The sequence below is a fragment of the Emergencia sp. JLR.KK010 genome, from assembly GCF_037018265.1.
Taxonomy (GTDB): domain Bacteria; phylum Bacillota; class Clostridia; order Peptostreptococcales; family Anaerovoracaceae; genus Senimuribacter; species Senimuribacter intestinalis.
In genome coordinates this window covers 1,536,652-1,549,312 of record NZ_CP143550.1, presented here as the reverse complement: position 1 = coordinate 1,549,312, position 12,661 = coordinate 1,536,652, and the positions used below count along the sequence as shown (strand labels likewise).

Sequence of the window (12,661 nt, the reverse complement as noted above, 5' to 3'; positions counted from 1 at the left end):
TCTATAATACTTTGTCCGTTACCAGACTATACACATTCTAACACGGCTATCAGCAGTTTTCAAATGTTATCACGAGAATTCACATAAAATACACAATTTTTCACATGATTAAAAGACTATGATTGTGCTTCCAGTCTTTCGACCGCCTTTCTCGCTCTGTTTCTCTTCCTTGCTGTTGCGGACACTGTAATATATACCAACATGAGGACGGTTGCCAGATACGGAACTGCCGCCGTCAAATCACTTGGCACGCCCACGGACTGCAGCCTGATACCCAGTGCCTGCAGGAAGCCAAAGAGCAAGGCAGCACCGAATACTTTCGGCGGATTTGCCATACCGAATACCACGCATGCAAATGCGATAAAGCCGCGGCTTGCGCTCATGCCCTCTGTGAAGCAGTTAAGGAATCCTAGAGACAGATGTGCTCCTGCAAAACCACAGAAAATACCGCATAAAATACTGGAAATCACTTTCATCTTAACTGGACTGATACCTGCTGTCTCCAGCGCTTCCGGATGTTCTCCCGCCGCACGCAGCCAGAAACCGTAAGGGGTTCTATAAAGAAAAATCCATACTAGAATCACAAAGAGCCAAGACAGATAGACAAACAGAGAGTATCCGCTGAGAATATCTCCCAGTACAGGAATATCCTTAATCAGAGGAATTTCAATCGGGTCAAGCCCCTTGATGTTTGCGTCAGTCCAGGTACCAACCTTTCCGAACACGGAACGGAGCATGAAGATAGTCAGACCCCCTGCAAAGGTGTTAATCGTCATACCGATGATAAATTCATCACTCTTCAGCTTTACAACAAACAACGCAAAGAATAGCCCCACCAGAATTCCTACAAGAACCGCCGCGAGAATGCCCATCGGTGCGCTGACAAACATAAAACTGAATGCAACAGCAAAGAACGCCCCCATCAAAATCATGCCTTCCATGCCGATATTCATAATGCCGGCGTGCTCAGTAAAAAGCCCGCCCAGAGCAGCAAGAAGTACCGGAGTTGCATTACGAATGGTGTTTTGGAATAATCCAACACTGAATAGTCCTAAAATTTGATCCCACATTTTATTTCAGCTCCTTTCTTGCTTTTTTCTGTAATTTTTTATGTTCCAGCCATGTATTGATACCCTTTTCAGCAGCCATCAGGAAGATGATGATAGAGAAAATGATATCGTAAATCTGGGTGGAAACGCCAACCATCATATCCATATAAGCTGCGCCTACGCTCATAATCGCAAAGAAGAAACTCATGATGATGATCCCAACAGGGTTGTAGTTCATAATCATAGCAACCAGCATGCCATCGAAATAGAATTCGTTGCTGACAGCTTCGGTCATGTGGCCCTGAGATCCATAAACCAGGAACATACCTACAAATCCGCAGATTGCACCAGAAGCAACCATAGACCCAATCATCAGCTTACTGCTTGGAAGTCCTGCAAATCTTGCAAATCTTTCATTCTCACCGGTTACCTTAATCTGAAGACCTGTGCTGGTCATCTTCATCACATACCAGATAAAAAATGCTACTACTGCACCGCCGATAAAACCAGTGGTCAAATTGGATGCCTGAATCAGCTTTGTAAAGCGAAGCGTATCCGGAAGATACTCTGTACCCTTTGCAATAGCCGCACTAGGTGCATTCCATGGTCCATTTACAAGATATGTACAAACCTTGATTGCCACGGTATTTAACATAATAGTCGTAATGACTTCGCTGACACCAAGCTTTACTTTTAAAAGCGCCGGAATCCATGCATAAAAACCGCCTACTACAACGGCACCAATAAATGAAAGTACCACTACTACAATAGTCGGGAGATTGGAGCACCAAAGACCAATCATGGTCGAAGTCAAAGCGCCAAAAAACAGCTGCCCTTCACCGCCGACGTTAAAAAGTCCGCCCTTTGCACCGATTGCCGTAGCAAGTCCCAAAAGGCAAAGCAGCATAGCGCGCTCTAAGGTATTACCGATAAAACGGGGACTTCCCAGAGCACCTTCAATCATCGCTCCGTAAGCTTCAAAAGGATTAAATCCTGTCAGTACCATCAGCACTGCGCCGATGAGCAGCGCTGCGATAATGCAGGCTGCCAACGTTCCGATATATCTTACATTAATTTTTTCCTTTAGCTGATTCATGCCTGCACCTCCGCTTCTTCATTTCGGTGTCCGGTCATGTAGTAACTGATACCCATCTTATCAATTTCGCCTTCTTTGAACTCTCCTGTGATTTCACCTTCGTACATGGTGATAATCCGGTCACTGAGACGGAATACTTCGTCCAAATCTGCACTGACCAGCAAAATTGCACAACCTTCGTTACGCTTGTCGATGATACACTGATGAATGAATTCAATGGCGCCTACATCCACGCCTCTAGTCGGCTGAGCAATGATAACAATCGGCGTATCAAAGGAAAATTCTCTGGCGACGACAACTTTCTGCATATTGCCGCCGGACAAAGAGCCAACCTCTGTGTTAACACCAGCGCCTCTCATATCAAACTTTCTAAACAGCTCATTGGCATACCTAACAATGGAAGATCGTTTTAGGTGAATCTTATATTTGGAAAACTCAGGCAACGTTTCCTTGCCGATAATCAGGTTGTCCGTAATGGTGGACTTAGTAGATACACCGGTGGCAATTCTGTCCTCCGGAATATGAGCAAGGCCTAAATCACGAACCTGTCCCGGACGCAGACGAGCAATATCTGTGCCTGATACTTTTACTGTACCTGCCTCAATATGGCGCATACCTGTAATCGCCTCAAGAAGCTCACTCTGACCATTACCTTCAATTGCTGCAATGCCCAAAATCTCACCTGCATGTACCTGCAAATCCACGCCGCGAACAGCAAGAAGACCGCGATTATCTGCAACCTGAAGATTCTCTACTTCAATCATCACATCGCCCGGCGTTCCTTTCTTCTCCAGTTTATCAAAGAGTACGTCACGACCTACCATCATGGAAGCCAAAATCTTTTCGTTGACATCTTTAGTCTGCTCCACGCCTACCAGCTGACCCTGACGCATCACGCCAACTCTGTCAGAAATCGCCATAACCTCGTTAAGCTTATGGGTGATAATAATAACGGTCATTTCTTTTTCTTTGACAATACGTCTGATTACATCAAATAATTCCTCTGTTTCCTGCGGGGTCAGTACTGCCGTGGGCTCGTCCAGAATCAAAATATCAGCACCCCTGTACAACGTTTTTAAAATTTCGACTCTCTGCTGCAGTCCTACGCTAATTTCTTCAACCACAGCCTTTGGGTCAACTACCAGACCATAATCCTCCACTAGATTCGATACCGCCTTTTCGGCACCTTTTAGGTCATAAAAAAATCTGTTCTTCCTCGGTTCTTTACTGAGCACGATATTCTGCGCCACAGTAAAAGAGGGAACCAGCATAAAGTGCTGGTGCACCATGCCTACGCCATGTTCAATTGATTCCGTCGGCGTATGCTTTTCCATCTTGCTGCCTTTGATATAGACATTGCCGCTGGTCGGTGTGTTAATACCGTAAAGAATATTCATCAGAGTACTCTTGCCTGCACCATTTTCTCCAACCAGCGCGAAAATTTCGCCCTTCCTGATATCAAAGGAAACGTTATCATTTGCCAGTACGCCCGGAAACTGCATGGTCACATTTTCAAACTTTACAATCGTCTCCTGCAAAATTGTTTCCTCACATTTCTTAGTCTACATAAATGAAATAAGGCGCGGCGTTAAAACGCCACGCCCTAAATGGTTTATTGCTTTTAAAATTTAGAATACTGTATCTACTACGATATCTCCTGCAGTAATCTTAGCCATCTGTTCATCTAAAGCCTTGATGATATCATCAGAAACCAATACCTCTGCATCTTCCGGACCATATGCAACCTTTACATATTCGCCATCGGAACCAGCGTAGAATACCTGTCCGCCAATCCACTTGGAATCGTCGGAAGTGAAATCCTTTACGTAGTCAACGATAGACTTCTGTACGTTCTTAATCATGGAGCACAGAATCTCGTCTGCATACTCGGACATAGTGATTCTCTGATCCTGGTCAACGCCGATGCACTTAATTCCCAGTTCTTTTGCTTTCATGATAGCGCCGTTACCGGAACCGCCTGCTGCACAGAAGATAATGTCAGCACCCTTGGATGCCTGATCCTGTGCGTGTTCAGCACCAAGGTTAGTGTCAGACCAGTCGCCAGTGTAACCCTTGATTACCTTAACATCTTTGTTCAGGTCTTTACCAGCCTGCTCTGCACCCTGCTTGTAACCAACATAGAAGTCGTTGATAACAGGAATGTCAGCGCCGCCGATGAAGCCAACTACGTTGCTTTCGGTCATGGAACCAGCGATATATCCTACCAGATAAGAACCCTCGTTCTGCTTGTAGGAGATACAAGTCAGGTTAGGAATGTCAGCATAATCATCAACCACATTGTCAACCCAAATAAACTTAGTATCTGGATACTCTTTTGCTACAGTGCCAATCATAAGCAGTTCGGAACCTACACCGATTACTACATCAGAAGATTCTGCAGCAGTTCTCAGGCTCTGCTCGTATAAAGTCTCGTCAGTATTACATTCAGTAACTTTTACCTCGAAACCCTGTTCCTTCAACTCATTCAGACCTGCATTTGCAGAGTCGTTGAAAGACATGTCGCCCAGCTGCGTTGCAATAACTCCAGTAATTTTAACAGCCTTTGTTTCTGGCGCGTCAGCATCTCCGCCATCGTCGCTTGAGCCGCAGCTTGCCATAAATAAGGACATGGAAAGTACCATTACGGCAGCCAAGGTTAATGAAATAAATTTCTTCATCTTCATCCTCCGTATTATCATATTTGTAATAAATATTTTGACTAAATTTTACCACAACTATTTCATATTATCAACACAATTCCGCAGATTAAACAAATGTATACAAAATCATTTCTGCCTTTTTAAACCCAAAATTCAGCTGCTCCTTATCGTGACAGTCACTCCCCAGAATCACAGAACAGTCGCTCTTTGCAAGCTCCCGCAAAATAAAGGCCGCCGGATACGGCACACTGCGATAACCTCTCGCCATAGCACCGGTATTGATTTCGATAATCGGCTTTTTTTCAGAAGCCAGCACCTGGTCCAGTGCCGAAAGGGCTGCCGCCTTGTACCAGTCCGCCTCTTCATCGAAGTATTTATAGCCTTCGTTAAACTTGGTCACCAGATCAAAATGTCCTAAAATATCGCAGCCGGTCTTATCTACAACGTCAGCTACAGACTGAAAATAGCTCTCTACATAAGCTCTGTAGTCGCCGCCGAAGTACTTCTCCACGTCGGCTATCATATCCTGCTCGGACTTGTCCACACACACCGGTGTACCATCCTTTGCAAGGGCATAATGAACAGAGCCGATGATATAATCATACGGATAATCGTCTCCTTCGCCAAGGTAATCCCGCTCAACACCAAGGTAGATGTCAATCTGCCCCTGGTACATCTCCTTTAGACGCAGCACTTCCTCTCTGTATCGCAAGGTGTTTTCCCTGCTCATGCAAAACTCCTCATCGTTGACCGAATACTCGTGACCGGAAAACCCAAGGGCACAAAACCCGAGGTCGATGGCTTTTTTTACCATCTCCTCAGGTTCATCTTTTCCATCGCAAAAACAGGTATGGGTATGCAAATTGAAATTGCCTTTTGGGTTTAACAAAATCATTTCATTTTCTCCTGTTTCACTTTATGATCTATAATATGACGGGAAGCCAGTTCACTCATCACGTCATCTACAGTGATTCCCATTTCTACCATAAGTACCATCACATGATACGCAAGGTCTGCAATTTCGTAAATCGTCTCCGCCTTGTCATCCGCTTTTCCTGCAATAATGACTTCGGTGCACTCCTCGCCGACCTTCTTCAAAATCTTGTCGATTCCCTTTTCAAAGAGGTAGGAAGTGTAGGAGCCCTCCGGCATTTCCTCCTTGCGGCTCTGCAGCATTTTGTAGAGACCTTTTACAGAGAATCCCTCGGTTTCTTCTATTTCCAGCTCTCCCATTACAGGAAATTCAAAGCAGGAATCGCCGCCCAGATGGCAGGCAGGTCCCTCTTTGTTGACCATGACAACCAGTGCGTCACGGTCGCAATCAGCCGTAATGCTGACGATATGCTGCACATTGCCGCTGGTTTCGCCCTTTCTCCACAGTTCCTGTCTGGAACGAGACCAGAAGCAGGTTCTCTTTTCCTCCATGCTGATTGCAAGGCTCTCCCTGTTCATATAAGCAAGCGTGAGCACCTTCTTGGACTGTGCATCCACCACAATGGCAGGAATCAGTCCCTTTTCATCAAATTTCAATTCTTCTATTTTTACCATAATCTTCTCCTGCTGTCTTCTTTAATATATTTTACTTTTTGTGTCAAGCCCATGAAAGCCATAAACCATGTTTTAGTACCTAACTGCTGTTTTTGTAAAAAAGGTACTAACACACCCCAATCATCGTACGCATTATATGGAAATCAAAGAATAAATCCCCACATAATGAAAGAATTATTCATGGATAAATGTATCATAAGCAAAAAAACGTGATAAATCTCCGTCAAATTCCAAATAACTTCTTCAAAAAAACTTCGATTAACATAATATCACTCCGAATCTTAGTACCTTTTTCACAAAAATCCGGAATAGGTACGAAAATTCCAATATCCATACCGATCTACTTCCTCACGTGAATACCGGCTGCTGCCAGCTGATTCTTCAAATCTGAAATCGCAACTTCTCCAAAGTGAAAAATAGATGCTGCCAATCCTGCATCAATGGCCGGAATCGCTCTGAATAAATCTATAAAATCAGAAATGCTGCCCGCACCGCCTGAAGCAATCACAGGCACGGACACCAAATCATTTACCGCACGCAGAAGCTCGATATCAAAGCCTTTCTTTACGCCGTCAGTATCAATACTGTTGACCACAATCTCACCCGCACCGCTGGCTTCGCCCTGCTTAATCCATTCCAATGCATCAAGCCCAGTATCCTCTCTGCCGCCTTTTGCAAAAACATGAAAACTGCCGTCAACACGTTTCACATCGACAGAAAGCACTACGCACTGATCACCATATTTCTTGGCAGCCTCTGCAATAAGTCCTGGATTTTTGATAGCGCCAGAGTTGACAGAAACCTTATCCGCGCCGCATTTCAGCACCCGGTCAAAGTCTGCAATGGTGTTGATACCTCCGCCAACAGTCAGGGGAATGAACACTTTGGAAGCCACTTCCTTCAGAATCTCCGTAAACAGCGCCCGCTCTTCAAAAGAAGCGGTAATGTCATAAAATACCAACTCATCCGCACCGTTTTCGCTGTAATATTTGCCAAGCTCCACTGGCGAAGAGACGTCTGACAATCCTTCAAAATTCACACCCTTTACCACTCTGCCGTTTCGCACATCCAAACAGGGAATAATTCTTTTGGTAATCATTTTGCTCCTCCTTCATCAAAGAGGGCCGCAAAGACGTCTGCCTGCTCAATAGATTTCGCCAAAGCGATAGCTTTTTGCAGATCGATTGCGCCGTTATAAATCGCTTTTCCGATGATAGCGCCGTAAACGCCCATATCAAGAAGCGCCGCCACATCCGCCATAGAAGACACGCCGCCGGAAGCTACAATATCGACGGGATACTTCTCTGAAAGCTCTTTGTAAAGCGCCTGATTCGTTCCCTGCATAGCGCCGTCCTTTGAAATATCCGTACAGATAATGCAGCTGACGCCGTCATCTGCCAGCTTTTCAAAAATCTCATCTACGGTAATCTGAGACACTTCTTTCCAGCCATGAATTGCCACATGCCTTTCCGAAATATCCACGCCTACCGCAATTTTTTCTTTATATTTCCTAATCATTTCTGTAGTAAATTCCGGCTCTTTTACAGCAACAGTGCCGAGAATCACCCGGTACACACCGGCGTCAATATACCGCTTGATGGTCTCTTCGCTGCGGATTCCTCCGCCGATTTCTACTTTCAGACCGGTTTCTGCCGCTAGGCGTTTTACCACCTGAAAATTCGGGGTATCGCCGTCCTTTGCGCCGTCTAAATCTACCACATGGAGAAACTCTGCCCCCTTCGCCTCAAACTCCTTGGCATAGGCTACCGGGTCGTCTCCGTATACTGTCATCTGGTCGTAGTCGCCTTTTAGCAGGCGTACCACCTTGCCATCACGCAAATCGATGGCAGGAAAAATTTTCATAACCAAACTTCCTTTCTCTCTTTTATAGCTCGCAAAATGCACGCAGAATCTTCATACCGATTTCGCCGCTTTTTTCCGGGTGAAATTGAACGCCGTAAACGTTATCCTTTGCAACTGCCGCCGTCAGTTCTGCCCCGTATTCTGTCGTTGCAATGGTCGCTTCCTCGCACTCACTTCCATAATAGGTATGGACAAAATACACAAAATTGCCCTCTTCCAGATATTTGAATATCGGGCTTTTTTCTTTGTCCTTGGGGAAATGAAGCCCATTCCAGCCAATATGAGGCACCTTGTAACCGCAAGGCACCACACCCTCCATGGTGACAATTTCACCGGGGATTAAACCCAGACCTGCATGCTCACCGTATTCATAACTTTTCTCAAAGAGCAGCTGCATACCGAGACAAATGCCAAGAAGTGGTTTTCCTTTGGAAACTTCCGAAAGCACCACCTCAGCCATACCGCTTTCCCGCAGTTTTAAAGCCGCATCACCAAAAGCGCCGACACCGGGAAGTATCAGCTTATCTGCTTTTTCAATCACCGCCGGATCGCTGGTTAATACCGCTTCCTGTCCGATATAACGGAAAGAACTTTCCAGAGAAAAAATATTTCCTACGCCGTAATCTATGATGGCAATCATTTACAGCACTCCCTTCGTGGAAGGAATTTCGTCTTTATATTCCTCGTCAATTTTTACTGCTTTTGCCATAGCTCTGCCGAAAGCTTTGAACATGGCTTCAATGATGTGGTGGGTATTCTCCCCTGCAAGCTGCTTAAAGTGCAAAGTCACCTGCGCCTTTCTTACAAAACCAAGAAAAAATTCTTTCACCAGTTCCGTGTCAAAATCTCCCACTTTCTCACATGGCATTTCTACCTGTAAGCCCAGATAATCTCTTCCGGAAATATCCACTGCGCATATCATCAAAGTCTCATCCATAGGCAGAATGATATCGCCAAAGCGGCAGATTCCCCGCATGTCTGCGAGCGCCTCAGAAAAAGCGCTTCCCAGTACGATTCCAATGTCTTCTACGGTGTGGTGGTAATCCACGTCTGTATCTCCCTGACAGCTGACTGTAAGGTCAAATCTGCCGTGCCTTGCAAAGAGGGTCAGCATATGGTCTAAAAATCCACAGCCTGTATGAACAGCGCTTTCCCCTCTGCCGTCCATATTCAGCTTCAGACTGATTTGGGTTTCCGCTGTATTTCGATTGATTTCACTTGTTCTCATCTTTTTACCTCAAAATTTCTGATACTGCTTCTAAAAAGCAATCCATCTCTTCTCTTGTTCCAATGGTAATTCTATTGTACTGGCTGATTGCCTCTTTGTCAAAGTGGCGAATCAAAATGCCTTTTTCTCGCAGTTTTTCATAAAGAACCCCACCGTCCACATCGGGAGATTTTGCAAAGAGAAAATTGGCCTTAGACGGCACCACCTCAAAACCCATAGCAATCAGCTTTTCTGCAGTATAGGCTCTGGTTTCCATAATACGCCTGCAGTTTTCCATATAGTATTCATTTTCGGAAAGGGCTGCAATGCCTGCAGCGCTGGTCAGTCTGTTGACATTGTATGGATTCGTAGAAAACTTGATTTTTTCAAGATCCGCAACCAGCGCTGCTGACGCGATGGCAAAACCCAGACGCGCCCCCGCCATGCTCCTCGATTTAGAGAAAGTCTGCACCACCAGTAGATTCTCATATTTATGTATCAATTCTACCGCGCTGTCTGCTCCAAAGTCTACATAGGCTTCATCGATGAGCACCACCGATTCTCTGTTAGTTCTAACGATTTCCTCCACCTGCTGCAGGGAAAGAGCCTGCCCCGTCGGTGCGTTGGGATTTGCAATGACAATCATGCCGTCCTTACAGACATAATCCTTGGGATCGATGGAAAAATCTGGTTTCAGTGGCACTTTCACATAATCGGTTTCGTAAAGGTCCGCAAAGACCTCGTAAAATCCATAGGAAGTCTCCGGAAAGTAGACCTTGCCGCCTTCGCCCGCAAAAGCCATAAAGGCAAAGTTTAAAATGTCATCGGAACCGTTGGTTACAAACACGTTGTTTCTCTGCACCCTGTAAAGATTTGCGATGGCCTGCTTCAAATCCGACGAATCCGGATCCGAATAAAGACGTAGATTTGCAGCCTCACCTGCGTTTAATGCTGCAATGGTAGCAGGTCCCGGCGAATAAGGTGATTCGTTGGTATTCAGCTTAATCATCACCTGATCTTTCGGCTGCTCTCCCGGCGTATAAGGCTTTAATTTCCTGTATTTTTCTACCAAAAATTTACTCATTTATTTTTCCTCTTTTTCCTTCAGCTGGGAAGCCAGACTGTCACGAATCTGCTCAATCTCTGCCGTCTTAAACTTAAAGCCCGCCTTATTGGCAATAAGTCTTGCGCTGATTGGCACAATAGTCTTTACCACTTCCAGATTATTTTCCTTCAGGGTCTTTCCCGTCTCCACGATATCCACGATGACATCTGAAAGCCCCAGAATCGGTGCAATTTCAATAGAACCGTTGAGTTTGATGATATCGATGTCTCTGCTTTCCCTCTCGTAATAGGTTCTCGCGATATTTGGAAACTTTGTTGCAACCTTTAAGGTTCGCTCGGTGTTGTCGCGGAAAGTACTCTTTGCGGCAACCGCCATTCTGCATTTTCCAAGCTCCAAGTCCAAAAGCTCATAAACTTCTGGCTCGTATTCCAGCAAAATGTCCTTTCCCGCTACGCCGATATCTGCAGCTCCACGCTCCACATAAATAGTCACATCCGACGGCTTGACCCAGAAGTAGCGAACCCCCACTTCTTCGTTTTCAAAGATCAGCTTTCTGTTATCCTCTTTAATAGACGGACAAGGGTAGCCCGCCTTTTCAAACATATCATAAACCTTCTGCCCCAGTCTTCCCTTGGGCAGAGCCACATTAATCATTTCTTTCAAGGATTTTTACCTCCCCATCTTCCAGTTTCAAAAGTTTCCTGTAAGTCATTTTCTCCGGAATACTGCGCTCCAAAAGGACACTTTCGCCCTTGTCACGCAGATCCTTAGCCTCCTTCATCAAAAGGCGTAAATCCGATTTCTCATCGTAGAGAAAGACCACATCAAAGTCGTAGACTTTTTCACTAGGGTCAAGTCTGTCCAAAGAATCCAAATATACCGCAAAGCCAATAGCGCCGGCTTTCTTCCCCATTCGCTCCATCAGCTGATCATACTGACCGCCGGAGAGAATACTGTTTGGAATGCCCTTTATAAAACCTTTGTACAAAATACCGCTGTAATAGCCCATATCGTTGACGATGGAAAAGTCGATATTGATATTCTTTGCCAGCTTGTTGACCGCCAAAATGCTGCAGATGGTTTCAAGTTCGGTCAAGGCCACTCTTACCTCATCGGAAAGGCTGGCTTTTTTCAGAGCCGTTAACACCTTCTTATATCCTCCATAGGTTGATACCAAAGTCTCGATGGACTGATATACCGTTTCTTCGATTCCGTTCTCTTCACATAGCTTGCGAATTTCGTGCAAATTTTTTTCCGCGATGCACTTCAAAACCTGCCGCTGCAGCTCCTCGCAAAGCGGCGCAAGCACTGCCTTAATGACGCCCATATGGGAAATTTCCAAAACGTAGTTACTGCTGATTGTCGCAAGGCTCTTTGCCGCCAAAGCGGTTACCTCACAAATATGATAAAGGTCGATATCACCCATGCATTCAAGCCCCGTCTGCATAATTTCTTTATATGTATGAGAGGATTTAGACGCACGGTAAATGTTCTCGCTATAGTAAACTTTCTCTATATATCCTTCGCTGTGATGATAATTCTTAATAATGGAAAGTGTTAAGTCTGGCTTTAAAGCCATCAGTTTTCCGTTGTCGTTAAAAGTGATCATGCTGTCAATCTGCAGGAATTCCTTATTCTTAACGTAAAGATCGTATTCCTCAAATTTTCCCATCTTGAACTGTCTATAGCCGTACTTCTGGTATAGGTTTCTCAGTTCAAAAGTTGCTCTTTCATCACTTTTCAGTAAACTTCTGCTGATTTTCATTGTCTGTCTTTAACTCCTTTCAGCTTTCGTAGGGCACACTTTTTCCTTAAGTTCCGCCCTTCGCTTTACTATTTTACCACATTAAAGCATTAAATCAAGAGGCTCGCACTATGTTTTTATGTTTTTTTTGCTATACAAAGCGGAGGACCGATTCTCAGATCGCCGACCCTTCGTCCTGCTGCCAGTGGCGGATAAAATGCATATATTCGCACAAAAGAACCAAAATATGCACAGCCCTCTGCATATATTTTAAAAAAAACTTTAATATATGCATATTCTATGGTTTTGAAAAGGAATTTTATCACTTCCTTGCCGATATTTTTCGTTTTCTAGATGCTATTGTGCATATATCAAACACTTTCTCCAAAAATATGCACATCAGTGTGCATATAATCGGCAAAACTTCT

General features: G+C 44.8%; 13 protein-coding genes. All 13 read right to left on the bottom strand.

What is annotated here, in order from left to right; genetic code table 11:
* Positions 1-116: 116 nt before the first annotated feature.
* The 13 genes from V1225_RS07395 to V1225_RS07335 all read right to left on the bottom strand — a co-directional run bounded on the left by V1225_RS07395 (position 117) and on the right by V1225_RS07335 (position 12,254).
* Positions 117-1,070 (bottom strand): ABC transporter permease, encoded by a 954-nt coding sequence (locus V1225_RS07395; protein WP_201759531.1) that lies wholly within the window; start codon positions 1,068-1,070, stop codon positions 117-119.
* Position 1,071: 1 nt separating this feature from the next.
* Positions 1,072-2,145 (bottom strand): ABC transporter permease, encoded by a 1,074-nt coding sequence (locus tag V1225_RS07390; protein WP_338545929.1) that lies wholly within the window; start codon positions 2,143-2,145, stop codon positions 1,072-1,074.
* A complete protein-coding gene (locus V1225_RS07385) occupies positions 2,142-3,683 on the bottom strand; it encodes an ABC transporter ATP-binding protein (RefSeq protein WP_161908235.1) in 1,542 nt (513 codons plus the stop codon). Before V1225_RS07385 ends, V1225_RS07390 begins: the two co-directional genes overlap by 4 nt.
* A gap of 90 nt (positions 3,684-3,773) precedes the next feature.
* Entirely contained in the window at positions 3,774-4,823 is a 1,050-nt protein-coding gene (locus V1225_RS07380) for a BMP family ABC transporter substrate-binding protein (RefSeq protein ID WP_338545926.1), read from the bottom strand.
* Positions 4,824-4,911: 88 nt separating this feature from the next.
* Positions 4,912-5,700, bottom strand: a complete 789-nt coding sequence (locus V1225_RS07375; protein WP_338545924.1) for a histidinol-phosphatase — start codon at positions 5,698-5,700, stop codon at positions 4,912-4,914.
* Complete coding sequence (hisIE, locus tag V1225_RS07370) at positions 5,697-6,353, bottom strand: bifunctional phosphoribosyl-AMP cyclohydrolase/phosphoribosyl-ATP diphosphatase HisIE (RefSeq protein WP_338545922.1); 657 nt, start codon at positions 6,351-6,353, stop codon at positions 5,697-5,699. Before hisIE ends, V1225_RS07375 begins: the two co-directional genes overlap by 4 nt.
* A gap of 340 nt (positions 6,354-6,693) precedes the next feature.
* Positions 6,694-7,452 (bottom strand): imidazole glycerol phosphate synthase subunit HisF, encoded by a 759-nt coding sequence (gene hisF / locus V1225_RS07365; protein ID WP_160202680.1) that lies wholly within the window; start codon positions 7,450-7,452, stop codon positions 6,694-6,696.
* On the bottom strand, positions 7,449-8,216 hold the full coding sequence (gene hisA / locus V1225_RS07360) for a 1-(5-phosphoribosyl)-5-[(5-phosphoribosylamino)methylideneamino]imidazole-4-carboxamide isomerase (protein ID WP_160202681.1): 768 nt from the start codon (positions 8,214-8,216) through the stop codon (positions 7,449-7,451). Before hisA ends, hisF begins: the two co-directional genes overlap by 4 nt.
* A gap of 22 nt (positions 8,217-8,238) precedes the next feature.
* Positions 8,239-8,856, bottom strand: coding sequence for an imidazole glycerol phosphate synthase subunit HisH (gene hisH, locus V1225_RS07355; RefSeq protein WP_160202682.1), 618 nt, complete (start codon positions 8,854-8,856; stop codon positions 8,239-8,241).
* Complete coding sequence (gene hisB / locus V1225_RS07350) at positions 8,857-9,444, bottom strand: imidazoleglycerol-phosphate dehydratase HisB (RefSeq protein WP_160202683.1); 588 nt, start codon at positions 9,442-9,444, stop codon at positions 8,857-8,859.
* 4 nt (positions 9,445-9,448) lie between these two features.
* Positions 9,449-10,507: a histidinol-phosphate transaminase gene (gene hisC, locus V1225_RS07345; protein WP_160202684.1), complete on the bottom strand. Its 1,059-nt coding sequence runs from the start codon at positions 10,505-10,507 to the stop codon at positions 9,449-9,451.
* The gene (hisG, locus tag V1225_RS07340; RefSeq protein ID WP_160202731.1) at positions 10,508-11,143 is read right to left on the bottom strand and encodes an ATP phosphoribosyltransferase; all 636 of its coding nucleotides are present in this window, start codon (positions 11,141-11,143) and stop codon (positions 10,508-10,510) included.
* Positions 11,136-12,254 (bottom strand): ATP phosphoribosyltransferase regulatory subunit, encoded by a 1,119-nt coding sequence (locus tag V1225_RS07335; protein ID WP_160202685.1) that lies wholly within the window; start codon positions 12,252-12,254, stop codon positions 11,136-11,138. Before V1225_RS07335 ends, hisG begins: the two co-directional genes overlap by 8 nt.
* Positions 12,255-12,661: the final 407 nt, after the last annotated feature.